Annotated in this window: 24 protein-coding genes and 1 tRNA gene; 8 read left to right on the top strand and 17 right to left on the bottom strand. The window is 63.6% G+C overall.

The annotated features are described in order from the left end of the window. Window positions 1–39 precede the first annotated feature (39 nt). The 6 genes from OPU71_RS00385 to OPU71_RS00360 all read right to left on the bottom strand — a co-directional run bounded on the left by OPU71_RS00385 (window position 40) and on the right by OPU71_RS00360 (window position 7,562). The gene (locus tag OPU71_RS00385; protein ID WP_267723859.1) at window positions 40–1,425 is read right to left on the bottom strand and encodes a DUF1501 domain-containing protein; all 1,386 of its coding nucleotides are present in this window, start codon (window positions 1,423–1,425) and stop codon (window positions 40–42) included. A gap of 12 nt (window positions 1,426–1,437) precedes the next feature. Continuing rightward, the gene (locus OPU71_RS00380; protein ID WP_267723857.1) at window positions 1,438–3,159 is read right to left on the bottom strand and encodes a DUF1800 domain-containing protein; all 1,722 of its coding nucleotides are present in this window, start codon (window positions 3,157–3,159) and stop codon (window positions 1,438–1,440) included. A 111-nt stretch (window positions 3,160–3,270) separates the two neighbouring features. After that, the gene (locus OPU71_RS00375) at window positions 3,271–4,431 is read right to left on the bottom strand and encodes an FAD-dependent monooxygenase (RefSeq protein ID WP_267723855.1); all 1,161 of its coding nucleotides are present in this window, start codon (window positions 4,429–4,431) and stop codon (window positions 3,271–3,273) included. 16 nt (window positions 4,432–4,447) lie between these two features. Further along, window positions 4,448–5,770 carry an aminopeptidase P N-terminal domain-containing protein gene (locus tag OPU71_RS00370; protein WP_267723853.1) on the bottom strand — a complete coding sequence of 441 codons (1,323 nt, stop codon included), beginning with the start codon at window positions 5,768–5,770 and terminating at the stop codon, window positions 4,448–4,450. 19 nt (window positions 5,771–5,789) lie between these two features. Beyond that, window positions 5,790–6,488 carry an N-acetylmuramate alpha-1-phosphate uridylyltransferase MurU gene (murU, locus tag OPU71_RS00365; RefSeq protein WP_267723851.1) on the bottom strand — a complete coding sequence of 233 codons (699 nt, stop codon included), beginning with the start codon at window positions 6,486–6,488 and terminating at the stop codon, window positions 5,790–5,792. 72 nt (window positions 6,489–6,560) lie between these two features. After that, complete coding sequence (locus tag OPU71_RS00360) at window positions 6,561–7,562, bottom strand: aminoglycoside phosphotransferase family protein (RefSeq protein WP_267723848.1); 1,002 nt, start codon at window positions 7,560–7,562, stop codon at window positions 6,561–6,563. Window positions 7,563–7,665: 103 nt separating this feature from the next. Here OPU71_RS00360 and OPU71_RS00355 point away from each other — a divergent pair, with 103 nt between their 5' ends. The 5 genes from OPU71_RS00355 to rsmA are packed head-to-tail and all read left to right on the top strand — an operon-like array spanning window position 7,666 to window position 14,024. After that, on the top strand, window positions 7,666–9,966 hold the full coding sequence (locus OPU71_RS00355; protein ID WP_267723846.1) for an LPS-assembly protein LptD: 2,301 nt from the start codon (window positions 7,666–7,668) through the stop codon (window positions 9,964–9,966). Window positions 9,967–10,007: 41 nt separating this feature from the next. After that, window positions 10,008–11,312 carry a peptidylprolyl isomerase gene (locus tag OPU71_RS00350; RefSeq protein ID WP_267723844.1) on the top strand — a complete coding sequence of 435 codons (1,305 nt, stop codon included), beginning with the start codon at window positions 10,008–10,010 and terminating at the stop codon, window positions 11,310–11,312. Between the two features lie 5 nt (window positions 11,313–11,317). Beyond that, window positions 11,318–12,304 (top strand): 4-hydroxythreonine-4-phosphate dehydrogenase PdxA, encoded by a 987-nt coding sequence (gene pdxA / locus OPU71_RS00345; RefSeq protein ID WP_267724308.1) that lies wholly within the window; start codon window positions 11,318–11,320, stop codon window positions 12,302–12,304. Beyond that, a complete protein-coding gene (locus OPU71_RS00340) occupies window positions 12,301–13,227 on the top strand; it encodes a patatin-like phospholipase family protein (RefSeq protein ID WP_267723842.1) in 927 nt (308 codons plus the stop codon). Before pdxA ends, OPU71_RS00340 begins: the two co-directional genes overlap by 4 nt. Beyond that, window positions 13,224–14,024: a 16S rRNA (adenine(1518)-N(6)/adenine(1519)-N(6))-dimethyltransferase RsmA gene (rsmA, locus tag OPU71_RS00335; RefSeq protein ID WP_267723840.1), complete on the top strand. Its 801-nt coding sequence runs from the start codon at window positions 13,224–13,226 to the stop codon at window positions 14,022–14,024. Before OPU71_RS00340 ends, rsmA begins: the two co-directional genes overlap by 4 nt. Window positions 14,025–14,079: 55 nt before the next feature. Here the strand turns inward: rsmA and OPU71_RS00330 are convergent. The 5 genes from OPU71_RS00330 to rpsU form a co-directional block, all read right to left on the bottom strand. Further along, window positions 14,080–14,158, bottom strand: a tRNA-Ile gene (locus OPU71_RS00330). A 36-nt stretch (window positions 14,159–14,194) separates the two neighbouring features. Next, window positions 14,195–16,159 carry an RNA polymerase sigma factor RpoD gene (gene rpoD / locus OPU71_RS00325; RefSeq protein ID WP_267723838.1) on the bottom strand — a complete coding sequence of 655 codons (1,965 nt, stop codon included), beginning with the start codon at window positions 16,157–16,159 and terminating at the stop codon, window positions 14,195–14,197. 47 nt (window positions 16,160–16,206) lie between these two features. Next, window positions 16,207–18,015 (bottom strand): DNA primase, encoded by a 1,809-nt coding sequence (dnaG, locus tag OPU71_RS00320; RefSeq protein WP_267723834.1) that lies wholly within the window; start codon window positions 18,013–18,015, stop codon window positions 16,207–16,209. A gap of 78 nt (window positions 18,016–18,093) precedes the next feature. Continuing rightward, window positions 18,094–18,540, bottom strand: coding sequence for a GatB/YqeY domain-containing protein (locus OPU71_RS00315; RefSeq protein ID WP_267723832.1), 447 nt, complete (start codon window positions 18,538–18,540; stop codon window positions 18,094–18,096). 172 nt (window positions 18,541–18,712) lie between these two features. Beyond that, a complete protein-coding gene (rpsU, locus tag OPU71_RS00310; protein WP_267723830.1) occupies window positions 18,713–18,925 on the bottom strand; it encodes a 30S ribosomal protein S21 in 213 nt (70 codons plus the stop codon). A 157-nt stretch (window positions 18,926–19,082) separates the two neighbouring features. Here rpsU and tsaD point away from each other — a divergent pair, with 157 nt between their 5' ends. Then, complete coding sequence (tsaD, locus tag OPU71_RS00305; RefSeq protein WP_267723828.1) at window positions 19,083–20,114, top strand: tRNA (adenosine(37)-N6)-threonylcarbamoyltransferase complex transferase subunit TsaD; 1,032 nt, start codon at window positions 19,083–19,085, stop codon at window positions 20,112–20,114. On the opposite strand, the gene plsY is transcribed toward tsaD, so the two are convergent. Beyond that, on the bottom strand, window positions 20,111–20,716 hold the full coding sequence (gene plsY / locus OPU71_RS00300; protein WP_267723825.1) for a glycerol-3-phosphate 1-O-acyltransferase PlsY: 606 nt from the start codon (window positions 20,714–20,716) through the stop codon (window positions 20,111–20,113). The two genes, tsaD and plsY, sit on opposite strands and share 4 nt — an antisense overlap. A 34-nt stretch (window positions 20,717–20,750) precedes the next feature. Between plsY and OPU71_RS00295 the strand changes: the two genes are divergently transcribed. Next, window positions 20,751–21,134, top strand: coding sequence for a dihydroneopterin aldolase (locus OPU71_RS00295; protein ID WP_267724306.1), 384 nt, complete (start codon window positions 20,751–20,753; stop codon window positions 21,132–21,134). 33 nt (window positions 21,135–21,167) lie between these two features. Here the strand turns inward: OPU71_RS00295 and OPU71_RS00290 are convergent, their stop codons facing one another. The 5 genes from OPU71_RS00290 to OPU71_RS00270 form a co-directional block, all read right to left on the bottom strand. Next, entirely contained in the window at window positions 21,168–21,626 is a 459-nt protein-coding gene (locus tag OPU71_RS00290; RefSeq protein WP_267723823.1) for an H-NS histone family protein, read from the bottom strand. Window positions 21,627–21,675: 49 nt separating this feature from the next. Then, complete coding sequence (gene xerD / locus OPU71_RS00285) at window positions 21,676–22,590, bottom strand: site-specific tyrosine recombinase XerD (protein WP_267723821.1); 915 nt, start codon at window positions 22,588–22,590, stop codon at window positions 21,676–21,678. Further along, the gene (locus OPU71_RS00280) at window positions 22,587–23,066 is read right to left on the bottom strand and encodes a methylated-DNA--[protein]-cysteine S-methyltransferase (RefSeq protein WP_267723818.1); all 480 of its coding nucleotides are present in this window, start codon (window positions 23,064–23,066) and stop codon (window positions 22,587–22,589) included. Before OPU71_RS00280 ends, xerD begins: the two co-directional genes overlap by 4 nt. A gap of 196 nt (window positions 23,067–23,262) precedes the next feature. Next, window positions 23,263–23,838 (bottom strand): chalcone isomerase family protein, encoded by a 576-nt coding sequence (locus OPU71_RS00275; RefSeq protein ID WP_267723816.1) that lies wholly within the window; start codon window positions 23,836–23,838, stop codon window positions 23,263–23,265. Between the two features lie 138 nt (window positions 23,839–23,976). After that, on the bottom strand, window positions 23,977–25,248 hold the full coding sequence (locus OPU71_RS00270) for a glutamate-5-semialdehyde dehydrogenase (RefSeq protein ID WP_267723814.1): 1,272 nt from the start codon (window positions 25,246–25,248) through the stop codon (window positions 23,977–23,979). Between the two features lie 207 nt (window positions 25,249–25,455). Between OPU71_RS00270 and OPU71_RS00265 the strand changes: the two genes are divergently transcribed. Then, complete coding sequence (locus OPU71_RS00265) at window positions 25,456–25,605, top strand: hypothetical protein (RefSeq protein WP_267723811.1); 150 nt, start codon at window positions 25,456–25,458, stop codon at window positions 25,603–25,605. Window positions 25,606–25,759 lie beyond the last annotated feature (154 nt).

Genomic DNA, 25,759 nt, shown 5'->3' with positions numbered 1-25,759 from the left:
CGGAGACCCACGGCTGGTGCGGGTCTCCGGGCGACTGGCTTAGATGAAGTTGAGGTAACGCGTGTCGAAGCGGCCGATGTTCGGCAGGATGGTGGAGAGGTCGCTGTCCGCCACACCGAACCAGCGGCCGAGCGTGGCGGCGTACTGATCGACCGAGGTGGTAGGCAGCAGGCGGCCGGAGCCCAGGTCTTCGGCGGTGCCCAGCTTGACCACCGGGAAGTTGCCGTAAACGTCCTGCCCCTTGACCGCGCCGCCGACGATGAAGTGGTGCGAACCCCAGCCATGGTCGGAACCGTCGCCGTTGCTGGTGAGGGTGCGGCCGAAGTCGGAGCCGGTGAAGAGCGTGACGTTGTTCGCAATGCCCAACTGCACCGTTGCGTTGTAGAAGTAATCGACTGCGCCGGCGATCGAGGCATGCAGCGCGGGTTGCTGTGTGAGCTGGTTGTCGTGGGTATCGAAGCCACCGATGCTGACGAAGAACACCTGGCGCTTGACGCCCAGCGATGCCGATACACCGGCAAGGCGTGCGACTACTTGCAACTGCTGGGCAAGGCGGTTCTGTGCCTGGGCCGTGGGCAGCGCCACTTTCGGATCGGTGGTGGGGAGCGAGGTCAGCGCGGCCGATACCGCCGCCTGGGCGTCGATCGAGCGCTTGACGACGCGGCCATGTTCGCTCTCGAACAGATGCGCCGAGTTGCCGATGCTCACTGCCTTGAGCGCCGCGGCCCCCTGCGGCGAGCCGAACAGGCTGGTGCTGTTGATGTTGTTGATGCCGACCGCGCCGCCCGAGCTGATCTGATACTGGAAGGTGTTCTGGCCAGAGAGGAATACCGTGTTGCCGGCGGCCGAGATCGCGGTGAACACCGTGTTGCTGTTCATGCTGCCGAGCAGATCGCCGAAGCGCCCGCCCCAGCCGAGCTTGGCGCCCTCGGGCGTGAAGGCCTGCCAGGTGGCAACCTGGTCGTTGTGCGAAAACAGCTTGGGCGGAACCCGCTTCTTGCCGCTCTTGTACTCCGCGGCATTGGCGATCGGCTCGATCAGCGGGCCAACGTTGGCCAGAATCGCCGCCTTGCCGCCATCGAACAGCGTCTTGACGGGCGCGAACTCCTTCGGCAGCGCGAGCTGGCGCCCGCCCAGGCTGCTCAGCGTGGTGAGCGGCAGCAGATCGGCCTGAAGCCGGGCGATGGTGTCGCGGGCAGCGAAGTAATCGTTGTAGGACGCCGTGTCGTAAGGAATGACGGTGTTGGTCTGGTCGTTGCCGCCGAAGAAGAACAGGCAAACCAGTGCCTTGTAGTCAGGGTCGGTTGCCGCGGCCGCCGCACCGATGCCGGCGAGGTTGAGGGCGAACGGGGCGGCCCCGCCCAGCATCGAAAGGGCGGCGCTGCGCTTGAGAAATTCGCGGCGGGAGGCGTTGTGAAAGCTCATGGTCGTCTCCGCTTACTTCTGGATCAGGTAATCGTTGGAGGCAAGCACCAGGAACACCGCCAGGCGTACCCGGTTCTTGCGCGCAGCCTCGGCCTTGGCGGCGTCGGCGGGAATCGTAATGGCGGCAACCGCATCGCGAATCGTTTGCTTGGTGGTCGCACTCATCGTGTTGTGCGTCATCAGCAGATCAAGCCGCGCCATCAGTTCGTCCGGCTTTTCCGCCAGCGCGAGTTCGGCAGTGAAGTCCGGCTGGATGTCGTAGGAGCTGCCAACGCCTTTGCTCACGGCTTCTTGCATGAAGTTCAGGTAGCCCGCGATCGAGGTCTCGTTGGTGATCTGGAACTCCGGCGCAACCAGGCCGCTGGATGCCAGCGCGGTGCCCGGCGGCACATAACCGGGCCGGTAAAAATTGAATACCGAGGGCGAACGCAGCGGGCTCTGTCCGAGGCGGTTGCTGCTTGAATCGGTGTTGCCGACCAGGTAGCGATTGCTGGCCGAGCTGGCGTTGAAGGCGCGCAGGAAATTGGCGAGGCGCACAATCGGCTCGCGCACCTTGCCGTAGTTGTCGCGCGCGGCGTAGCTCGCTTCGCGCGCTTCCGGGTCAAGCAGTACGGCGCGGATCACGGCTTTCATGTCGCCGCGCTCACCCTTGCCATTGTTCGCAAACGCCGCTGAAACACGGCTGATGTAGGCCGGGCTGGGGTTGCTGGTAACCAGGCGCTGGATCAACTGGCGGCCGATGAAGGGGCCGACGTTGGGGTGATTGGCGAGGAAGTCGAGCGCGGCCTTCAGGCTGGCGTCGGGGTCGGCCTTCGATTGCGCGGCAACGGTCACGCCGAGAAAGCGCTTTTCGCTGAGCGAGTGGAACTGGTTGTAGCCTTGCATCGGTTTGACATCACGATCCGGGTCCTTGTCTTCGCCGTAGCCCCAGAAGCGCTCGTCGCCGGTGTCCGGCCCCGCCCAGCTCCAGCCGGTGAAGACTTTCGCGAGGCCGCTGACATCGTCGTTCGTGTAGGTTTCGAGCGGCTTGCCGTCGCTGCCCAGCTTCACGCTGCCATCGGCATTGAGCTCGTAAAGGCCGATCGAGAACAACTGCATGATTTCGCGCGCGAAGTTCTCGTCGGGCACCCGGCCCTTGCTCGGGTTTTCCTTCTGGTTGCGCGCGTGCGAGAGGTAGATGCCCATCATCGGGTGCCGCGCAACGTCTTCGAGCAGCTGGCGGTAGTTGCCGAAAGCATTGCGGCCAAGCATGTCGTAGTACGACGCCATGCCGCGAACGTAGCCGGACAGATTGCCGTCGAAGGAGACGACGAAGATCTCGGACAGCGCAAAGGCCACCCGCTGGCGCAACTGATCATCGCCGGTGGTGGCTTGTTTCCAGAAACTTTCGAAGAAATGCGACTGATCGAGCGACTTGCCGGCGGCCAGCCCGGTCTTGATCTCGTCAACGGTGGTCTGGTGCAGTGTTTGTGGCTTGGCGAACTCGGCGCTCAGCCAGGCTTCGTAGTTGCTGGCGGCCAGTGCGTTGATCGACGACGTGGTGGGGCCAAAGCTCGCCTGCTCAAGGAAGCGGGACGCTTCGCCCGGTGTGGGTGAGGGCAGAACCGGTGGCGTTGGTGTCGTGCCACTGCCGCCGCCCGATCCCCCGCCGCTCTCGCCGTCGCCCCCGCTGCCGCCCCCGCAAGCGGTCAGCAGCACCAGCGCGAGAGCCGCGCCCAGATTCCGTATCTTCATGTCCGTCAACCCCGAAAATCAACAAATCCCGTGATTATTCTAACGGAATATCCGGTTGCGGTGTTTGTGGCGATTTTCGGAATTTGGTGTCGGACGCAAGCTGACGTCAGCTCAAGGCCATGCGCGTGCGCCGAACAGCATCCGTTTGGCGACGAAATGCCGCAGCGGTGGGCAGAGGTCAAGCGCCAGCAGGCCGGCGCCGCGGGCGTGCGCCAGCAGTGGGTCGTCGTTCGAGAACAGCCGAACCAGCGAATCGGTGAAGCCGATGGTGCTGCGGCGATCGAGTGCGCGCGCGTGTGCGTAGGCCGCCAGCAGGCGCGCCTCGCCCGGGTCGGCGGCATCGGCGAGCGTTTCGGCGAGCGCCCAGACATCGCGCAATGCCAGGTTGAAGCCCTGCCCGGCGACCGGATGCAGGGTTTGCGCCGCGTTGCCCAGCCACACGCAGCGTGTGCCGACCGGATTGCCGCGCGCCCGCAGTCCAAGCGGGAAGCGGGCGCGCTCATGGGTGGCGGTGAAGCGGACGCGGTTGCCGAATGCTGCTTGCAGGGCGGCGCGAAAGTCCGCTTCCGGCAGCGCCATGTATTGCTCGGCTTGCGCGGCGGGCAAGGTCCACACCACAGAGTAGTCCTCGCCCAGGGGCAAAAGCGCGAGGGGACCCTCGGGTGTGAAGCGTTCGTAGGCAATGCCCTGGTGGGGGGCGGCGATCTGGACCCGCAGGATCAGCGCGTGCTGGTGGTAGTCGCGCGTGCGCAACGCATCGGCGGCGCCGTGGATCGCACCTTCGCAGCAGGCCAGCAGCCGTGCGTCGAGCGTGCGGCCGTCGCCAAGCACGGCCTGGGCGTGCGTGGCGGTGGTATCGACGCGCGTGACTTCGGCTTCGTGCAGGATCTGGATGCCGGCGCGCTCGGCGGCTGCACGCAGACTGCCGTAGAGCACGCCTGCCGGGGTGACGTAGCCGAGTGCCGGCAGTTGGTATTCAGCCGCGCGCATGGTCGTGCGCCCGAGGCGACCGCGTTGTGAGATGTGGATGGTCGAGATCGGGCTTGGGCCTGATTCGGGCCATGCGCCGAGGCGTTCCAGTGTCTGCCTGGAGCCGTGCGCGAGGGCGAGCACGCGCGCATCCCGCTCGCCTGCGCCATCGGGCCGTGCATCGGCCAGGCACACCCTGAGCCCGCGCCTGTGCAGCGCCAGGCCAAGAGCAAGCCCGACCGGGCCTGCGCCGACGATCAGGACGTCTGTTTCGGGCGCGCTGCGGGGTGGGCTGTCGGTCATTGTCGGGGGCTGCGCTTCAGTGGCGGTCGCGCATCAGCGCTTCGATGTCGGCGATCGATTTCGGTGCGCCGTGGCTGAGGATTTCCGGTTCGCCGGCGCTCACGCGCACATCGTCTTCGATGCGGATACCGATGTTCCAGAAATGTTCAGGCACATCGTCGGCGGGGCGGATGTAGAGACCGGGTTCCACGGTGAGCACCTGGTTCTCGGCCAGCGGGCGCCAGCCGCCGTCGATCTTGTAGCGCCCCACGTCGTGAACATCCAGCCCCAGCCAATGGCCGGTGCTGTGCATGTAGAAGCGGTTGTAGGCCTTGGTTTCGATCAGCGTATCGAGTTCACCGGCCAGCAGCCCAAGGTCGATCAGCCCGCGCGTGAGCACCGCAACTGCGGCATCGTGGTAGGCGTTGTAGGCCTGCCCGGGGCGCGCCTTGTCGATCGCCGCCATCTCGGCGGCGAGGACCAGTTCGTACAGATCGCGCTGCGGGCCGCTGAACCGGCCCGATACCGGGAAGGTGCGGGTGATGTCGGCTGCGTAGCCATCCACTTCGCAACCGGCGTCGATCAGCAGCAAGTCGCCTTCCCGCAGCTGGGTGCGGTTTTCGATGTAATGCAGCACGCAGGCATTGGCGCCCGCCGCCACGATCGGGGTGTATGCGGCCGCTTGTGCCCCCTGGCTGAGGAACTCGTGCATCAACTCGGCCTCGACCTGGTACTCGAAGCAGCCCGGTCGGGCGAAGCGCATCGCGCGGCGGTGTGCGTCGCTGCTGATCTGCGCGGCGCGGCGCATGGCAATGAGCTCGTCGTCCTGTTTGTGCAGGCGCATTTCTTCGATCAGCAGGCGCAGGTCGCGCACGCTTGCCGGCGGGGTGACGCCGCTGCGGGCGCGGCTGCGCACGGCCTCGATCGCTTGCACGATGCGGGCGTCTTCGCTGGCGTCGGCGCCGATGCAGTGGAACACCGTGGCGCGGTCGGCAAGGTAGTCGGGGAGGCGGGTGCCCAGTTCGCTGATCGGCCAGCATTCGTCGAAGCCGAAACGCGCCTGTGCGCCGTCCGGGCCGTGGCGGAAGCCGTCCCAGATCTCGCGTTCGGGGTTCTTCTCGCGGCAGAACAGCACCGAGCGCGTCTGGCTGCCGTCGGCAATGATCAGCAACGTGGCTTCGGGCTCGCGAAAACCGCTCAGGTAGTAGAAGTTGCTGCCGAAACGGTAGGCGTATTCCGAATCGCCGTTGCGCAGCACTTCGCGCGCCGTCGGAATCACAGCCACGCCGCCGCCGGATTCGCGCATCCGCTCGGCCAGTTGGGCGCGCCGCGCGGCGAAGGGGCTGGGGTCGAATGTCATGGGTGTCCTGTGGGCGGTATCAGCAAGCGCTCTGGCGTGTGACCGCCAGGCGTTGGTCAAGTTCGGCGAGCCGTTCGGGCGTGCCCACGTCGGTCCAGTCGCCGTGATGGACTTCGCCCGCGAGCAGGCCGGCGGCGCCGGCGGCTTCAAAGACCGGCAGCAGCGCAAGTTTCTCGCCGCGCGGCAGCCCGGCGAACAGCGCAGGATGGTAGGCGGCGAGGCCCGAGAACGTGAAGGGCGCGCCCTGGGCAACGCTGACAAGCCCGTCGCTGCCCAACGCAAGCGCCGCGCCGGCCTTGTGGCCGGGGTAGGGAATCAGGACCAGATGGCCTTGCCGGGTCGTGCCAAGCTGTGCAGCGGCGGCGATGAGGCGCTCGACCGGGTAGTCGGAATGGATGTCGCCGTTGAGTGCGATGAAGGGTGCGTCGCCCAGCAAGGGGAGGGCGGTGGCAATGCCGCCGGCGGTTTCCAGCGCGCTGCCTTCGCGTGACCAGCTAATCGCTACGCCCCAGCGTGATCCGTCGCCGATGGCCGCTTCCAGGACATCGCCGAGCCAGGCGTGGTTGATCACGATGTCGCGAATCCCCGCGCGTGCGAGGGCTTCGATGTGCCACACGATCAGCGGTTTGCCGCCTGCTGCCAGCAGGGGTTTGGGGGTCTGGTCGGTGAGCGGGCGCATGCGCTCACCGCGGCCGGCAGCCAGGATCATTGCCTTCATCGGGGGCTCCGCGCCGAGGCTGTGGCGTTGCGGTGGTTTGCGGGCGGGCTCGCGCTGTCGGGCTGTCTCATCTCAGAAGCTGAAGCCTTCGATCTTCTCAACCGGATCGATCCGGTCGAGCAGGCGCGCCAGCGGTTTGAGTTCGCGATAGCGTTCGGCGGTCTTGCGCAGGTAGCGCAGCACCAGCGGCATGTTCTGCAGGTAGCCGTCCTTGCCGTCGCGATGGTAGAGGCGGGCGAAAATACCCAGCACCTTGATGTGCCGCTGGGCGCCCATCCATTCGTAGTCGCGGTGGAAATCGGCGAAGTCGGCGCGTACCGGCAAGCCGATGTCGCGTGCCACTTCCCAGTAGCGCACCAGCCAGTCGATCGTGAGTTCTTCGTCCCACTCGATGTAGGCATCCTTGAACAGCGAGACCAGATCGTAGGTCATCGGGCCATACACGGCGTCCTGGAAGTCGAGCACGCCGGGGTTGCCCTGCGGCAGGTGCATCAGGTTGCGCGAGTGGTAGTCGCGATGCACGAAGACCTTGGGTTCGGCGAGGTTCACCTCGAGGATCTGGTCGAACATCTCGTAGAGGTCGGCTGTCTCGGCATCGGTCAGCGTGATGCCCTTGTGCCGCACGATGTACCAGACCGGGAAAAGCTCCAGCTCGCGCATCAGCAGTTCGCGCGAATACTCGGGCAGCACGCCCGGCTTGCTGCTGGCCTGGATGCCCGCCAGCGCGCCCAGCGCATCGGCGTACAGGTGGGCGGCGTTGTCGGGCGTGAGCGCCTGCAGGTAGGTGGTGTTGCCCAGATCGCTCAGCAGCAGGAAGCCGTCTTGATGGTTTTCGGCAAGCACCTCGGGCACATGCGCGCCGGCCTGGCCAAACAGGCGCGCCACCGCAACGAAGGGTTTGCAGTCTTCATGCGCCGGCGGCGCGTCCATCACGATGCGCGATTCGCTGCCGTCGGCGAAGCTGATGCGGAAATAGCGGCGAAAACTCGCGTCGGCCGAGGCGGGGGCCAGCGTGAAGGCTTGGCCAGGGTGTTGTGCGGCAACCCAGGCGCGCAGGTGTTCGAGTCGATCCAAGCGAAGGCTCCGGCCCGGCTCGCGTGTCCGGAGACGGCGCGGCAGGGTGCATGATGTAAAATCGCGCATTTTAGCAAACGGCCTGCGCGCCCGGCCTTCCCGCGTGACGAATCAAACCCGCCGAAGCTTGCACCTTGCACTGCCCGCGCTCATCTGCAGCCTGGCGACTCCTGCCGTGTACGCGGATGAGGGGGTTGGTCACTCGATCGTGGCCTTTCGTGCGGCGATGGCGCAGCTTGCCGTGACAAGCGCCCAGCCTGCGCCGGGGCCAACAAGGATCACTGCGCAGAAGATCGAGGGCCAGCAAGACGTGCGGGTGGATGCCAGCGGTGCGGTGGTGATCGAGCGCGATGGCACGCGGCTCGATGCCGATCAGGTGCACTACGACATGCTGACCGACGAGGCCGTCGCGACCGGCAATGTCTTGATGCGTCGGGGCGCCGATACGATCCGCGGACCGCGCTTGCGCTTCCGCGTCGAGGAGCAGGTCGGCGAGTTCGATCAGCCCAGCTACGAGATCGTGCGCAAGCGCGCTCCGCGCTACAGCGCACAGGCGCTCAGTGCCGGGATCGCCAAGCCGGCCGACATCACCGTGCGCGGCAGCGGCAAGGCGCAGTCGATCGGGATCGAAGGCGAAAACAAGTACCACCTGAAGAACGCGACGTTTACCACCTGCGAATCGAACGATCCGGCCTGGTATGTGAACGCCAAGGAGCTTGATCTCGACTTCGATCGCAATGTCGGCGATGCCACGCACGGCACCTTCCATTTTGGCGGCGTGCCGATCATGTACGCGCCGGTTGCGCCCTTCCCGCTCAACGGCGAGCGCCGTTCGGGCCTGCTGGCGCCGACCTTCGGTACGTCGAACATCACCGGTTTCGACCTCACGATTCCGTATTACTTCAACCTTGCCCCCAACTACGACGACACGTTTGTGCCGCGCTACATGGGCCGCCGGGGCTTGCAACTGAACAACGAATTCCGCTATCTGATGCCCGGCCTGAACGGGGTCTTGCGGACCGAATACCTGCATGACGATGCCGTGTACGGCGAATCGCGCGCGGCGCTGAGCTACCAGCACGATCAGATCTTTGGCCGGGGCTTTAGCGGGCGGATCAATTACAACGCGGTGAGCGACAAGGACTATTTCGCCGACCTGAGCTCGCGCGTGACGCAGACATCGCAGGAGTCGCTGATCCGCGAAGCGGCGTTTTCCTACAACGCCGGCTCGTGGCTGAGCGGGTCCGTCCTTGCGCAGCGGATTCAATCGCTGACCGATACGGTGCAGTACAACCGGTTGCCGGCCTTCAACGCGCTGGCCTATGTGCCGGAATGGAACAATTTCTCGCTGCGCATGCCGCTGGACGCGACCAATTTCCACAAGGCCAATGCGGACGAAGGCTGGCGTACTTACGCCTATCCGCAGCTTGCCTACAACTTCGTGCGCCCCTTCGGTTACGTAACGCCCAAGATCGGCGTGCATTCAACCCGCTATCAGCTTGACGAGCGGTTTTCGGCCGGCCCGCTGAACGCGTCGCGCACGCTGCCGGTCTCGAGTCTTGATGCCGGCGTTTTCTTCGAGCGCGAGTCCACGATCGACGGCCACCCGGTCGTGCAGACGCTGGAACCGCGGCTCTACTACTTGAACGTGCCGTATCGCGACCAGAGCACCTTGCCGGTCTTCGATACCGCACCGGCCGATTACGGGTTCGGGCAGATCTTTTCCGAGAACCTCTATGCCGGGCAGGACCGCATCGCCAACGCGAACCAGTTGTCGGCGGCGCTGACCTCGCGACTGATCAACCCGGCCACCGGCGCTGAACTGGTGCGCGCCGCCCTCGGGGCGCGGGTGTACTTCGAGGATCAGCGCGTGACGCTGCCGGGTGAATTGCCGCGCACGGATCGCTCGGGCGACCTGCTCGCGTCGTTCTCGGGCCGCGTGCTGCCGAATACGACCCTGGACATGTTCGGCCAGTACGATCCGGAAACCGCCAAGTTTTCGCGCGGTACCGCCGGCCTGCGCTACCAGCCGGCCTATGCCAAGGTGGTGTCGCTGTCGTACCGCTATCAGCGTGAGCAATACCGTGACGTGGACGTCGCCTTCCAGTGGCCGGTGATGAGCAACTTGTACGCGGTCGGCCGGGTCAACGGTGATGTCAGTACCGATACCCTGACGCAGGCACTTGCCGGCATCGAGTACAACGCTGGTTGCTGGGCCTTGCGTCTGGCGGCCAGTTCCCTGCTCAACACGACCGGCACCTACACCAATTCGTACTTCATGCAGCTTGAGTTCGGCGGCGTGGTCAGCGTTGGCAATAGCCCGGTCTCGATGCTCGAGCGCAGCATCGTGGGCTACGGCCGCATCAATCAGTCTGTATCCGACCCGGTTTTCGGGTCGCAATGACATCAAGAATCGGCCACCCCGGTGGCCAAGAGGAAGCAAGCATGAAACGTCAGATCCGCACCTTGTTCGCGTCGCTCGCCGTGGCGATGGCCAGCTCGGCATGGGCCGCATCGCAGCCGATTGACTCGATTGCCGCGGTCATCAACGATGAGGTGATTACCGTCAGCGAGCTGGCTTTGCGCGTGCAGCAGGCCTCGCGCCAGTTGCAGAAGCAGGGCACCCAACTGCCGCCGCAAGACGTGTTTGCGCGCCAGCTGCTTGAGCGCATGGTCTACGAGCGGGTGCAACTGCAGCAGGCACGTGAAACCTCGGTGAAGATTGACGATGCCACGCTCGAGCGTGCGATTCAGCGGGTTGCCGAAAACAACAAGATGAGCACCGCGCAGTTCCGGGCGGCACTGGAGAAAGACGGCCTTTCCTGGTCGATGTTCCGCGAGGAAGTGCGCAACGAGATGACGCTCGGCCGTTTGCGCGAGCGCGAGGTCGAAAGCCGCGTCGTGATTACCGATGCCGAGGTCGACGCCTTTCTTGCCGCGCAATCGGCGACCTCGACGCAGGAAGTGATGATTGCCCATATCCTGCTGCGCGCGCCCGACGGCGCCACGCCCCAGCAATGGAGCAAGCTGCAGCAGCGCGCCGAATCCTTGCTCGCGCGCGCGCAGTCCGGCGAAGACTTCGCCAAGCTTGCGGCCGGCAACTCCGATGCCTCGGACGCGCTCAACGGCGGCAACCTGGGGTGGCGCCGTGCCGACCGACTGCCCTCGCTCTACGCCGACGCGGTGCGCCTGCTCAAGCCGGGTGCCTTTGCCCAGGTGCTGCGCAGCCCCGCCGGATTGCACATCGTCAAGCTGGTTGATGTGCGCGGCGGCACGGATTCGAGCCCGCAGACGGTGCAGCGCACCCGCGTCCGCCACATCCTGATCAAGACCTCCGACACGGTGAGCGACGCCGAAGCGCGTCAGCGCCTTGAAGCGCTGCGGGCGCGGATCGTCGGCGGCGCGAGCTTTGCCGACGTGGCCAAGCGCAGTTCGGGTGATGGCAGCGCGCCCAAGGGCGGCGACCTGGGCTGGATCAACCCGGGCGACACCGTCCCGGAGTTCGAACGCGCGATGAATGCGTTGGCCATCAACGAGCTGAGCCAGCCGGTCCAGTCGCCATTTGGCTGGCACCTCATCGAAGTGCTGGAGCGCAAGGACGAAGATGTCTCCGGCGAGCGCCGTCGCAATCAAGCGCGCATGGCGCTGCGCGAGCGCAAGTCCGACGAGGCCTTCGATGACTTCGTCCGGCAATTGCGCGACAAGGCCTTCGTGGAATTGCGCCCGCCCTACGCCAATCAGAAGCCGTGAGCATGATGCGCCCGCGTTTGGCGATCACCTGCGGCGAGCCGGCCGGCGTTGGCCCTGAGCTGGTGGCCGCGCTTGCGACCTATCGGACCGACGCGCACTGCATCGCGATTGGCGATCGGGACTTGATCGCGCAGCGTGCTGCGATGATCGGTCTCGCACCGCGCCTGCGCGACTGGGCGCCCGGCATGGCGCCGAGCGACGGCGTGCTCGATGTGCTGCATTGCCCGCTGGCAAGGCCCTCGATGCCGGGTGTGCTGGATGTCGCGAATGCCGCGCAGGTGCTGGCGATGCTGGATGTTGCAATCGACGGTTGCATGGATGGGCGCTTCGACGCGATGGTGACTGCGCCGCTGCACAAGGGCGTCATCAACGATGCCGGCGTGCCCTTCACCGGTCACACCGAATACCTCGCTGAGCGCACCCGCACGCCGCGCGTGGTCATGATGTTGGTGGGGGGCGGTTTGCGTGTCGCGCTGGCGAGCACCCACCTGCCGCTCAAGGATGTGGCGACCGCGCTGACGCACGATTCGCTGACCCGGACGATCCGGATTCTTCACGCCGATCTGAAGCAGCGCTTCGGCCTGGCCGAACCGCGCATTCTCGTCGCGGGCCTCAATCCCCATGCCGGCGAGTCCGGCCACATGGGGCGTGAAGAGATCGATGTGATCTCGCCGGTGCTCGATGCCCTGCGCGCCGAAGGCATGGCCCTGATCGGCCCCTTGCCGGCGGACACGCTGTTTACGCCCCACCAGCTGGCCCGCGGCGATGCGGTGCTGGCGATGTACCACGACCAAGGTTTGCCGGTGCTCAAGTACGCCAGTTTCGGCGGGGGCGTGAATGTCACGCTTGGCTTGCCTATCATCCGTACCTCAGTCGATCACGGCACAGCGCTTGATCTGGCTGGTACCGGGAAGGCCGACGCCGGCAGTCTGCATGCGGCCATCGCGTGCGCACTTGAGATGGCCAATGCGCAAGGAGGCTCGCTCGCATGAGACGCCGCGATTTCCTGACCCTCGGCGGCGCAGCGGCTTTGCTTGCCGCGTGCGACACCGTTCCCGTCAAGCCCAGCGAGCCGGTCAAGCCGGCGCCGCCGATAACACCGCAACCGACGCGCCCCAGCGTTGCGGCGCCCAAGCCCAAGCCACGCATCGGCCTCGCGCTGGGCGGTGGTGCGGCACGCGGCTTTGCCCACATCGGTGTGATCAAGGCGCTTGAAACCAACGGCATTTCGCCGGATATCGTGGTCGGCACCAGCGCCGGCAGCGTTGTTGGCGCGCTCTACGCGGCCGGATTTGGCGCCTTCGATCTGCAGAAGCTCGCCTTCCAGATGGACGAGAGTGCGTTCAAGGACTGGGCGCTGCTCGACCGCGGCCTGCTCAAAGGCGAAGCGCTTGAGTCGTTTATCAACAAGCAGGTCGCGAACAAACCGATTGAAGGGCTCAAGCGGCGCTTTGCTGCGGTGGCGACCGATCTGCAAAGCGGCGAAGCCGCGGCGTTCTCGGTGGGCAACGTCGGGCAGGCGGTGCGGGCCTCGTCCTCGGTGCCTGGCGTCTTCTCGCCGGTGCTGATTCGCGGGCGCGAGTATGTCGATGGCGGGCTGGTCAGCCCGGTGCCGGCGCGCGCCGCGCGCACCTTGGGCGCAGACATCGTGATTGCAGTCGATATTTCCGGGCGCCCCTCCGGCAAGAAGGGTTCTGGCAGCGTGGATGTGCTGCTGGACACCATTGCGATCATGGGCAACACGATTGCCGACTACGAACTGCGCGACGCCGATATCGTGGTGCGGCCGAAGATCCAGGGGCTGCCGGTGGCCAATTTCCAGCAGCGCCATGAGGCAATTCTCGAAGGTGAGCGCGCCGGCTTTGGTGCGATCTCGAAGATCCGCGACCGACTACTCGCGTGGGACAAGCGATGAGCCGCCCGATCGACGGGCACCTTGCCCGCAAACGATTCGGCCAGAACTTTCTGGTTGATCAGAACATCATCCGCAAGATCGTTGCGGCGATTGCCGTCAAAGCGGGTGAGCCGATCGTCGAGATCGGCCCGGGCCTTGGCGCGCTGACTGCGCCGCTGATCACCGCGGCAGGGCATCTGGATGTGGTGGAAATCGACCGCGATCTGATTGCGCGGCTGAAGGAAAAGTACAGCCCCGAGCAGATCACGATTCACGAGGGCGATGCACTCAAGTTCGATTTTGGCGTTCTCGCGAGCAAGGCCGCGGGCGGGCTGAAGGTGGTCGGCAACCTGCCGTACAACATCTCGACGCCGCTCTTGTTCCACCTGGCAGACTACGCCGCGGGCGTGAAGGAGATGACCTTCATGCTCCAGCGTGAGGTGGTAGACCGCATGGTGTCAGCCCCGGACGAAGAGGCCTACGGACGGTTGGGCGTGATGCTGCAGTACCGCTTTCACATGGCCAAACTGTTCGATGTACCGCCCGGCGCCTTTCATCCGGCACCGAAAGTGACCTCGGCGATCGTCCGGCTGGTGCCCAAGGCGCCCGAAGAGCTCGACTGTAGCGATGACTTGGTGCTGTCGAAAGTCGTGACCGCGGCGTTCGGACAGCGCCGCAAAACCCTGCGCAACACCCTCAAGGGGCTGCTCGACGACGCCGGATTCGTTGCGCTCGGCATCGACCCCGGTGCACGTGGCGAAACCCTCTCGCTCGCGGATTTTGTCCGTATCGCGAACTACTGCGTCGAGCGCGCCTGAGCGAACGTCAATCCAAAGCAAAAGGGGCGCGGTCTTCACCGCGCCCCTTTTTGTTTGGTGGGCCCCCCGAGAGTCGAACTCGGCACCAACGGATTATGAGTCCGCTGCTCTAACCAGGCATGAGCTAGAGGCCCATGCGAGCCGCGATGCGGCCCGCATCAGACAGCGGCTTAACCCTCGCCGTCGAGGAAGCTGCGCAGCTTGTCCGAACGCGAGGGGTGACGCAGCTTGCGCAGCGCCTTGGCTTCGATCTGGCGGATCCGCTCGCGGGTGACGTCGAACTGCTTGCCGACTTCTTCCAGCGTGTGGTCGGTGTTCATCTCGATCCCGAAACGCATGCGCAGAACCTTCGCTTCACGCGGCGTGAGGCTGTCGAGCACTTCCTTCGTTGCGTCGCGCAGGCCGGAGTACTCGGCCGCATCGGCCGGTGCCACGGTGGCGTTGTCTTCGATGAAGTCGCCCAGGTGCGAGTCGTCGTCGTCGCCGATCGGTGTCTCCATGGAAATCGGTTCCTTGGAGATTTTCTGGATCTTGCGGATCTTCTCCTCGGGCATTTCCATCTTCAGCGCAAGCGTGGCCGGATCCGGCTCAAGACCGGTTTCCTGCAGGATCTGGCGCGAGATGCGGTTCATCTTGTTGATCGTCTCGATCATGTGAACCGGGATACGAATCGTACGTGCCTGGTCGGCGATCGAACGCGTGATCGCCTGACGGATCCACCAGGTTGCGTAGGTCGAGAACTTGTAGCCGCGGCGGTATTCGAACTTGTCCACCGCCTTCATCAGGCCGATGTTGCCTTCCTGGATCAGGTCGAGGAACTGCAGGCCGCGGTTGGTGTACTTCTTCGCGATCGAGATCACCAGACGCAGGTTGGCCTCGGTCATTTCGCGCTTGGCACGGCGCATCTTCGCTTCGCCGGTGGACATCTGCTTGTTGATGTCCTTGAGCTCTTTGAGCGGAATGCCGATGCGCTCCTGAAGATCCATCAGCTTCTGCTGCTCTTCAAGAATCGCCGGCTGCATGCGCATCAGCGAAGCGGAATAGCTTGCATTGGCGCTGATCTCGCCCTTCAGCCAGTCGCGGTTGGTTTCGTTGCCCGGGAAGACCTTGATGAAATGCTGGCGCGACATGCCGGCGCGCTCGACGCACAGATCGAGGATCTTGCGCTCGTGCTTGCGTACGTCTTCGACCATGTGGCGGACCGAGTCGCAGAGTTTTTCGATCGCCTTTGCGGTGAAGCGGATGTTCATCAGCTCGGCGCTGATCTGACCATGGATCTTCAGGTAGGCCTTGTCGTCCGAACCCTTCTTGGCGAGCGCGGCGATCATCTTGGCGTAGAGGCCACGGATCACTTCGAAGCGCTGCAGCGCTTCGGTCTTCAGTTGCAGCAGCGATGCGCTGGCCTTGGCCGCGCCGTCGTCTTCGTCGTCCTCGACCTCTTCATCGGCGTCGAGCTCGACTTCCTCGGTCTCAACCGGTGCGGCTTCTTCCGGTGCATTCGGGTCGATCACGCCGTCGACGAGTTCGTCGATGCGCATTTCGTCTTTGCTGACCTTTTCGGCGACATCAAGGATGTCTGCAACCGTGGTGGGGCAGGCGGAGATCGCCAGCACCATGTGCTTGAGGCCATCTTCGATGCGCTTGGCGATCTCGATTTCGCCTTCGCGCGTGAGCAGCTCGACGGTGCCCATTTCGCGCATGTACATGCGTACCGGGTCGGTCGTGCGGCCGAACTCGGAGTCGGCGGCCGACAGTGCCTGCTCAGCTTCTTCCTGTGCGGCCTCGTCGTCGACGACCTGCGGCACGTTGTCCGAAATCAGCAGCTCTTCGGCGGCAGGCGCTTCGTCGTAGACCTTGATGCCCATGTCGCCGAAGGTCGAGATGATCGATTCGATCTGCTCGGCATCGACCATGTCGTCTGGCAGGTGGTCGTTGATTTCGGCGTAGGTCAGGTAGCCACGCTCCTTGCCCAGCGCGATCAGCGACTTGAGGCGGGTGCGACGGGCTTCGGCATCGGCAGGCTGGAGTGTTGCTGCGTGCGCGAGCGCGAGGTCCTTCTCCTTGGCCTTGGCCTTGGCTGACTTGGGCTTGGACGTGTCCTTGCGGGGGTCTTTGGATTTATCCGTGGCGGCCATGAAATCCTCGGGAAAAGGTCGCGAAAACCGACAATTATAACGCGGAGTCAGGCCGTCTGGCCAGACTTAAGTTTTTGTTTCTTCGCAAGAAGCGCGCCGAGGCGGCCTGCTGCGTCACTGTTGGCGCGGCCGCTGGCGATCAAGCCTTGCAGTGTTTTCAGCTCTGCTTCGATCGCCTGAAGCTCGAGTCGTTCGAGCAGGTCGGTGAGGCTGACTTCGAGCTTGCTTTCGTCGACATAGCCTTCTTCGATCGACTGCATTGCGCGCACGACGGCTGCTTCGTGGCTGGAGTCGCGAAAGTGTTCAATCCAGGCGCCGAGCGGCGCATCGAGCAGGCTGCCGTCCTCGCCTGCGTCAATGATCGCCATGACGGCGGCGCGTTCATCTGTCGCAGGAAGCTGCGCCACCAGTTCGTGCGGCACCCGGTCGCCGAGTCGGGGCTGGGCGAGCAAGACCCGCAGGAGTTGGCGTTCGAGCGGTACGACGCCGACACGCGGTTCGGGCGGCGGCAGCGGCTTCTTGCCAAAGCTGCCTTTGCCAAACTTGTCGGGCGAGTAGGGCTTTGCCGCGCGCGGGGGCGGGGCAAGGCCCAGTGCGGTGGCGGTTTCTTCCGCGCTGAGTTGTGCGACCTGCGCGAGGTCGCGCACGATCTGCAGCCTGAGCACCGGTGCTGCGATTTTCGGCACCATTTCCTTCGCGTTGTGCACAAGGTGCGCGCGGCCTTCGGCGGTCGCCAGATCGCATCCTTCGGCCATGCTGTCGATCAGGAAGCGGCCAAGCGGCGTTGCGTTGCGCGCGGCAAGCTGGAAAGCCTCGGCCCCATGTTCGCGTACGTAAGAATCCGGGTCGTGCTCGGCAGGCAAGAACAGGAAGCAGACGGACTTGTCGTCGGCCAGGTGGGGCAGGCTGGCTTCGAGTCCGCGTCTGGCTGCCTTGCGGCCGGCCTTGTCGCCATCAAAGCAGAACACAAGGCGATCGGCCTGGCGCAGCAGCTTCTGCACATGGGTTGGCGTTGTTGCCGTGCCGAGTGTTGCAACCGCGTTCGCAACGCCGAACTGTGCGAGGGCGACGACATCCATGTAGCCCTCGACGACGATCACCGTGCCAGTCTCGCGGATACCCACGCGCGCCTGGGGCAGGCCGTAAAGTTCGCGCCCCTTCTCGAACAGGGGCGTTTCGGGTGAGTTCAGATACTTGGGTTCGCCTGCATCCAGAATGCGTCCGCCAAAGGCGATCACGTTTCCTTTGGCGTCCTGGATCGGGAACATGATCCGGTCGCGAAAGCGGTCGTAGCGCCGGCCGGCGTCGTTGTCGATGACCAGGCCGGCTTCGGCGAGCGCCGGCTCGTCGTACTTCGGAAACGCCTTGTCCAGGTTTTGCCAGCCTTCTGGCGCGAAGCCGATACCGAATCGCGCAGCGATGTCGCCGGTCAGGCCTCGCCGTTTGAGGTAATCGATTGCGCGCGGATTGAGCTTGAGTTGCTCGCGATAGAAGCGCGCGGCGGTGCCCATCACGTCGATCAGGGAGCGTTGCTGTTCGCGCGCCGGGCCCGAGAAGGCGGGGCCATCGTCCGGCACCTCGAGACCCATCTGCTGAGCCAGATCCTTGACGGCATCGACAAAGCCAAGCCCCGAGTACTCCATCAGAAAGCCGATCGCCGTGCCATGGGCGCCGCAGCCGAAGCAGTGATAGAACTGCTTGCTCGGGCTGACGGTGAAGCTGGGCGATTTCTCGTTATGGAATGGACAGCAGGCGGAATAGTTCGCGCCGGCCTTTTTCAGCGGGATGTAACGCTGAATCAGTTCGACAATGTCGACGCGAGCGATGAGGTCCTGGATGAACGCCTGGGGGATCATGTTTGCACTGGCGAGGGGCGGCGCGGCACGCCGGCCCTCCTCAGTATAGGAAAGGATCGTGCGCTTGCCCGTTCCTGATCAGGCGGAGAGCCGAGCTTTGACGCGCGCGGAAACCAGGGTCATGTCGGCGCGGCCAGCGAGCTTGGGTTTGAGTGCAGCCATCAGTTTGCCCATCCCGCCTGGGCCGCTGGCGCCGGTCTCGGTGATGGCGGCATCTACGGCGGCGTCAATCTCCGCTTCGCTCATCTGCGCCGGCATGTAAGCCGACAGGACTTCGATCTCGAATCGCTCGGCGCTTGCAAGGTCGTTCCGCCCGGCTTGGTCAAATTGCGCGACCGAGTCCCGTCTTTGCTTGAGCTGTTTCTCGACAATCGCCATTACGGCGGCATCGTCGAGCTCGATTCGCTCATCGACTTCGCGCTGCTTGATGGCGGCCAGCAGAAGGCGAAGGGCGCCAAGGCGGGCCGAATCTTTGGCGCGCATGGCGGTTTTCATGTCTTCGTTGATCTGAAGCTTTAGCGACATCTCGGACTCCGGAGGCGGTGCGCCACAAGGCGTAAAAGCGCCGCGGAACGCAACCAGCTAAGGCGCGTTCCGCGGCGCGTGTCTTTGCGAACTGTCGGCTTTTTCGGCCGGCGGCTCGTGCTTTGGCGATCCGCTGCCGCCTGTGGTGGCGGCGCGTTCGCGCAAGCTGAGCTTAGAACAGTTTCGGCGGCAGCTGCTGGCTGCGCAGGCGCTTGTGCAGACGCTTCACGGCTGCAGCCTTCTTCCGCTTGCGCTCGGCAGTCGGCTTTTCGTAGAACTCACGTGCGCGCAGCTCGGTGATGACACCGGCCTTCTCGATGGTGCGCTTGAAGCGGCGGATCGCAACTTCAAACGGCTCGTTTTCCTTGAGGCGGATACCCGGCATTCTCAAAACCTCGAATTGATCAGTAGTCTGGACGGCTACGACAAATTCGAGCGCGTCCGTTGAGCGAAGCTCGCTAGTTTAACCAAACTCACCCAGAATTCCAAGTCCACTGTCAAGCCCCCGAAAACAGGGGGCTTCAGGCTAAACTCGACGCCCCATGCGCATACTTGGAATCGAATCGTCCTGCGATGAAACCGGTGTTGGTCTTTACGACACCGAGCGCGGCTTGCTCGCGCATCGCGTCCACTCGCAGATCGCGCTGCATGCGGAGTACGGCGGTGTCGTGCCGGAGTTGGCCTCGCGCGATCACGTACGTCGAGTCGTGCCGCTTGTTCGCGAGACCCTTGCCGCGGCGGGCTGTGAGGCGTCGCAGCTAGACGGCGTCGGCTATACGGCCGGGCCGGGCTTGGCGGGGGCCTTGCTGGTCGGTGCTGCGTTTGCCGAGGCCTATGCTTTTGGCCTTGGTATTCCTGCGCTGCCGGTTCATCACCTCGAAGGCCATCTGTTGTCGCCGCTGCTGTCGGCGGATCCACCGCAGTTTCCGTTTGTCGCCCTTCTGGTTTCCGGGGGGCATACGCAGTTGATGCGAGTGTCTGCGGTTGGGGCGTATGACTTGCTGGGTGAGACCGTGGATGACGCAGCGGGTGAGGCTTTCGATAAGACCGCGAAGCTGATCGGCCTGGATTATCCCGGCGGCCCGGCACTTGCGCGTTTGGCGGGCGAAGGTGTGGCCGGGCGCTTCAAGTTGCCGCGCCCGATGCTGCATTCGGGCGACCTTCAGTTCAGTTTCAGCGGCCTGAAGACGGCGGTGCTCACCGCTACGAAACAGGCAAACTGGCAGGCGAGCCAGCGGGCCGATCTGGCTGCCGAGTTCCAGGAGGCTGTTACTGATGTGCTCGCCAGCAAGGCGATTGCGGCACTCAAGCAGACCGGTTTGCGAACCTTGGTCGTCGCAGGTGGAGTGGGCGCAAATCGGCGCCTGCGGGAGCGCCTCAATGAAATGGCGGAACGCCGAAAATTCCGGGTGCACTATCCCGAGCTGGAGTTTTGTTCCGATAACGGCGCGATGATTGCGCTTGCGGCAGGCCTGCGATTTGCCCAAGGCGAGAAGGGGAGCCGCGAGGGGCGATTTGCGGTTCGTCCCCGTTGGCCTTTGAACGAATTGCGCCCGCCGATCGTTGCTGCTTAGCGCTTTTTGCTACCCAGCTTGCTTTCCTGGCCGGCCAGCAATCGCGCAATATTGTCCTTGTGCCGCCAGATCAGCACTGCAGACATTGCGGTCACCGCGAGCAGCCAGCTGCGGTGTGGCACGAGCCACCAGGTGAGTGCTGGCGCAGCCACCGCAGCGGCGAGCGCGGCGGCGGATGAGTAGCGAAGACTGGCGGCGATGGTCAGCCAGGTGAGCAAGGTCAATCCGCCTGCGGCCGGACTCATCGCAAGCAGGACGCCGGCGGCAGTTGCTACGCCCTTGCCACCTTGGAAGCGCAAGAACACCGAGAAAACGTGGCCGAGAAAGGCGAACAGCCCAGCGATTGCTGCGTCGCTCTCGTTCAGGCCAAGGGTTTGCGCGAAGGCGCGAACCAGCAGTACTGCGAAAACGCCCTTGAGCGCATCGCCAATCAGCGTGAGGATCGCGGCCTTCTTGTTTCCGCTGCGAAGCACATTGGTGGCGCCGGGATTCCCTGATCCGTACTTGCGCGGATCGTCGAGGCCCATTGCGTGGCTGACCAGCACGGCGAAGGGGGTCGACCCGAGGGTGAATGCGAGAAGTGCGATGATGGCTGTTTGCATCGGATAATGTTGGCGTTCGTTTCTGGGAGTGGCGATGGATTTTATCTTTGTTGAAGGGCTGCAGGTCGAGGCGTCTGTCGGTATTTATGAGCGCGAAAAGCGCGCCACGCAGCCGCTGGAGATCAATTTGACCTTTGGCGTGCCAGAGGCGGCCGCAGCTCGCGACGATATCGCCGATACGGTTGATTACGACGTGGTTGTCGAGCGGATCCGGCGCGTGCTGGCGGATCGCCACTTCAATTTGCTTGAGACGCTTGGGGAGTTCATTGTTGAACTCCTGTTCTCTGAATTCGGTGTGCCGTGGGTGCGCGTTTCCATCGCAAAGATGGGCGTGATGCGCGGCGTGCGTCGTGTGGGGGTCTTTATTGAACGCGGGCGCGACGAACCTGCTCCGCCACGCCCGCATTTTCAACCGTAAGTGAAATTTGCGGGCATTTACTGCCCGCGCGGGTCACTTGATTGCGAGTTCTTCCAGCGCTTTTCCGCTACCGAGCCATTCGACCACCCAGCCCGGTTTGCGGCCGTGTCCCGTCCATGTCTGGCTTGCGTTGGCCGGATTGCTGAATTTTGCGACGCCTGCGGTTTTCTTCTTGGCGCCGGGCTTGCGGCCCGGTTTCGCGGCGGCGCGCGGCTTTGCCGCCTTGGCGGCCTTCTTTCCGTCGCCCATCAGCTCTTCAAGTGACAAGCCCGCTTCTGCCGCGATCTTTTGCATTTTCTTGAGTGCATCGCGTTTGGTGCTGTTCGTGCGTTTCTCGATTTCAGCTTCAATGCGCTTTTGCAGGCGTTGCAGTTCGGTAAGCGTCAGTTTGGTCAGTTCCATTGTTCCCCTCGGTGTCTTCCTAATTGGCGGCCCCGAATACTGAAACTGGCCGCATTTGCAATTCATACTGCAATTTGATTTGCGATGCAATCGCAATTTGAGAGAAGAGGGTCTCAACAGGTATTTTTGTGTACGTCTTTTACCCGCGTGGATGGTGATTGGCGTGCAGCTGTTTCAGGCGTTCGCGAGCGACATGGGTGTAGACCTGAGTTGTCGTGATGTCCGCGTGACCCAGCAGCATTTGAACGACGCGCAGATCGGCGCCATGATTGAGAAGGTGTGTGGCAAATGCATGGCGCAGTACATGGGGCGAGATACGCTCAGGCGCGATGCCGCATTGCTGTGCGTAAGTCTTGATGATTGTCCAGAATCTTTGGCGAGTCATCGCCTCGGCGCGCTGGGTCAGGAATAGTGCTGCCGCGGTGCGCCCGGCCAGAAGCGCTGGTCGCGCCTCCAGGCAATAGCGCTGGATCCATTCGAGTGCGATTTCGCCAACCGGTACGATGCGCTCCTTCGATCCTTTGCCGAACAGGCGTACGAGCCCGGCTTTCAGATCGATTTCTGTCATCTTCATTTCGATCAGCTCGCTGACACGCAGACCCGTCGCGTAGAGCGTTTCGATCATTGCTCGGTCTCGCAGACCAAGCGGCGAATCCGTATCCGGCGCACTCAGCAGGTCTTCGACCTGCCGTTCGGACAGCGTCTTTGGAATTCGGGGAACCGGGGCCGGGGATGCAAGCTCAAGCGTTGGATCGGTCGTGATTCGCCCTTCGGTAATCAAAAGGCGGAAATAGCGGCGAAGTACGGCAAGTAGTCGTCTCTGGCTCGCGGGTTTGATCTTGGGCGCGACCTTATGGATGTATTGCTTGAGGTCGTCGCTCCTTGCTGCGGGTAATGGGGTGCCGGTTTCAGCAAGCCATTTTGCGAAGGCCAGCAGATCGCTGCGGTAGGCCGCCAGCGTATTTCGGGCAAGACCGTCCTGCAGCCAGATGGTTTCGCAGAATGCATCAATCTCGGCGTGTGCGAGGGCGAGTGCTTCGGAGTCGGTACTCATGCGAGCACCCCCTCGTGCCATAGCAGCCAGCGTTTCGTTTCAACCAACCAGCCCGTCGTGTGATTGGCGAATCCACCCAATCCGGTGCTGGCCAGGACGCGATGACATGGAATGATGAGCGGCAGGGGATTGGCGCCGCAAGCCTGGCCGACGGCGCGTGGCGCACTCGCTAGGCTGTCGGCTATGTCGCGATAGCGCAGGATCTTGCCGCGCGGAATTGCGCTGATCGCAGCCCAGACACGGCGCTGGAATGGCGTGCCATCGAGTACCCGCGGCAGGGCCGGGAAGTCGCATGCGGCGGCCAGGTAGCGCGAGAGCGCTTGTTCGAGCGCCACGCAGAGTGGGTCGTTCGCGGGCTGGGTTGCCTCTGTGGGGGGCAGGAAGACCAGCTCAGTCAGCGCCCCGGCCCTGATGCGAACCCCGAGCCGGCAAGTTGGCATTGCGAGGATGGCAGCGAAGGGCGGTTCGGCGTTCATGAGCTCGGGATGTCTCGGGAAGGCGTGATTCTGACTGAGCCAGGGCGGCGCGCGGAAAAGAAAAAGCCGGCGATGCTTGCGCATCACCGGCCCATGCTCTCTACCCCAAGAGCGATGAAAGTATCATCGTCGCCGAATATATCAACAAAGGCGCCGAATCGGCTAGGGAATTGTAAAAAACGCGACAACCCCCGGCTTACTTCTTGCCGAGCATGGCGTCCTTCAGATCGGCTTGTACCGGCTTGTCGCCGAACCAGATCTTCAGCAGGGCAGTGTAGAAGTCTTCGCCCTGAATCTCTTTGCCCTTGACCGTGCCGTTCATCAGAACGCGGGTTGCGCTGCCAGTCCATTCGATGCGGATGTCGCTTTTTTCGGGCACTTTGCCCATTGCCAGCAGATTGCTGCGGAACTCCTCAAGGCGGCTCTTGATCTTGGCCATTTCCGCTTCGTTGCTATTCTCTTCCACGCCATTCTCAAGTGCTTCGGCAAGCTGTTCTGCGGAAAGCTCGCGTAGCGTCACGATCTGGATGCGCTTCTGCCCCTTGCTGCTCAAAACGGCGCTCGCCGAATCGGCCTTGCTGGGCAAGTAGAGGCCAATTGCATAGACTTTGAAGAAGGCCTTCTTGCGCAAACCGGCACCGTTAAGCGTGAGTTCCGTAGTGCCAGCGCTGGCCTTGTCCTCGAACTTGACGCCAGCGACGTCGATGGCGGCTGCGGCCGGCGCGATGAGTGCGGCGGACAGCAATAGTGTGGCGAGCGTGCGATTGAGCATTGCAGATGTCTCCTCGTTTGTCTTTTGTGTGGGCCGACTGTGCGCCGGTGATTGAGCCATACCTTAGCGTACGGCAAGGGGCGCAAAAAACAAACCCTCCGTGACGGAGGGTTTGTTGCCAGGCATTGCGCCGCCATCTCAGCTGCGGACTTCTCCGTCGCCAAACACCACCCATTTCTGACTGGTCAGGCCTTCGAGGCCGACCGGGCCGCGCGCATGAATCTTGTCGGTCGAAATGCCGATTTCCGCGCCGAGGCCGTATTCGAATCCATCGGCAAAGCGGGTGGATGCGTTGATCATGACTGAGCTCGAATCCACTTCGCGCAGGAAGCGCATAGCGCGCGTGTGGCTCTCGGTAACGATCGCTTCGGTGTGTTGCGATGAATAGTCGTTGATGTGCGCAATTGCTTCATCTACGCCTTGCACCACACGGATCGAAATAATCGGCGCAAGGAATTCGGTGCGGTAATCCTCCTCGGTCGCGTCTTTGATGCCGGAGAGGCCTGCGGATTCCAGAATCGCGCGCGACTCTGGGCAGCACCGCATCTCGACGCCCTTCTCGGCGTAAATGCGGCCAATGCGTGGCAGGAAATCAGCGGCAATAGACTGCGCGACCAGCAGCGATTCGGCTGTGTTGCAGGGGGCGTAGCGCTGGGTTTTTGCGTTGTCGGCGATTCGCACCGCTTTGTCGAGGTCCGCGCCGACGTCGACATAAACATGGCAGTTGCCATCCAGGTGTTTGATCACCGGCACGCGCGCATCACGCGAAATGCGCTCGATCAGCCCCTTGCCGCCGCGCGGCACGATGACGTCGACGAACTCCGGCATCGTGATCAATTCGCCCACCGCTGCGCGGTCGGTGGTCTCGATCACTTGCACCGCCGTTTGCGGCAGGCCGGCGTGGGCAAGGCCGTCCCGCACACAGGCGGCGATGGCCTGGTTGCAGTGCAGCGCTTCCTTGCCACCGCGCAGGATTGCCGCGTTGCCGCTCTTGAGGCACAGGCCAGCAGCGTCGGCGGTCACGTTCGGGCGTGCCTCGTAGATGATGCCGATCACGCCGAGCGGCACACGCATCTTGCCGACCTGGATGCCGGTCGGGCGACGCTTCACATCGGTGATTTCGCCAACCGGGTCCGGCAGCGCCGCAATCTGTTCAAGCCCAACGGCCATCGACTCGACGGTTTTGGCGGTCAGCGTAAGGCGATCGATCATCGCCGGCTCCAGGCCGTCAGCGCGCGCCTGCTCTACGTCGCGCGCATTGGCGGCGAGCAAGGCATCGCCGCGTTCGCGGATGAGCCGGGCAATTTCGTTCAGCGCGCCGTTCTTTGCGGCGGTGGAGGCGGCGGCCATCGCGCGCGAAGCGCTGCGTGCCTGGCGGCCGACCGTCTGCATGTAGGTTTTGATTTCCATGGCCATTCAAACAGCAAAGACAATTGGCCATTCTAGCGGTCGTTCCTCGCTGACCAAGGCTCACTGCAGCATTCGCAACAATCGTGCGCCGCGGGTCGGCAAGTGAAGAATGCAACACTCGAATTTGTTCGAGCTTGACGCGTGCATATCCCGCCCGTGAGAATGCACAGCACTTTTTGTTCAATCCCGTTCCCCAAGGAGCGACTTATGCGCCAGTCCCACGACATCGCCAAGAAAACCGGCCCCAACGCCGGCGGCGTGCGCATGCTCGCCTCCCGATTCTGCGTTGTTGGCAATGGCATGGAGCGAACCAGTTCTGGTTTTGCGCCGTTTGCCTGCCACGCCCTGAATAGCTAGCGGCGGGATCCGTTCCCGCCACCCCAAGTGGGCGGGAACGAAACCTGGCAATAGCCAAAGTCTTTTTCCCTTCCCGCATTGATTGATGTGCGTGCGGCGCCATCCGCGCCGCGCGAATCTCGACGGTATGCCGCGATCCGGCTGCCAGGAGAAG

It is taken from the genome of Niveibacterium sp. 24ML (assembly GCF_026586805.1).
Classification (GTDB): Bacteria; Pseudomonadota; Gammaproteobacteria; order Burkholderiales; family Rhodocyclaceae; genus Niveibacterium.
This window is presented reverse-complemented; position numbering and strand designations above follow the sequence as displayed.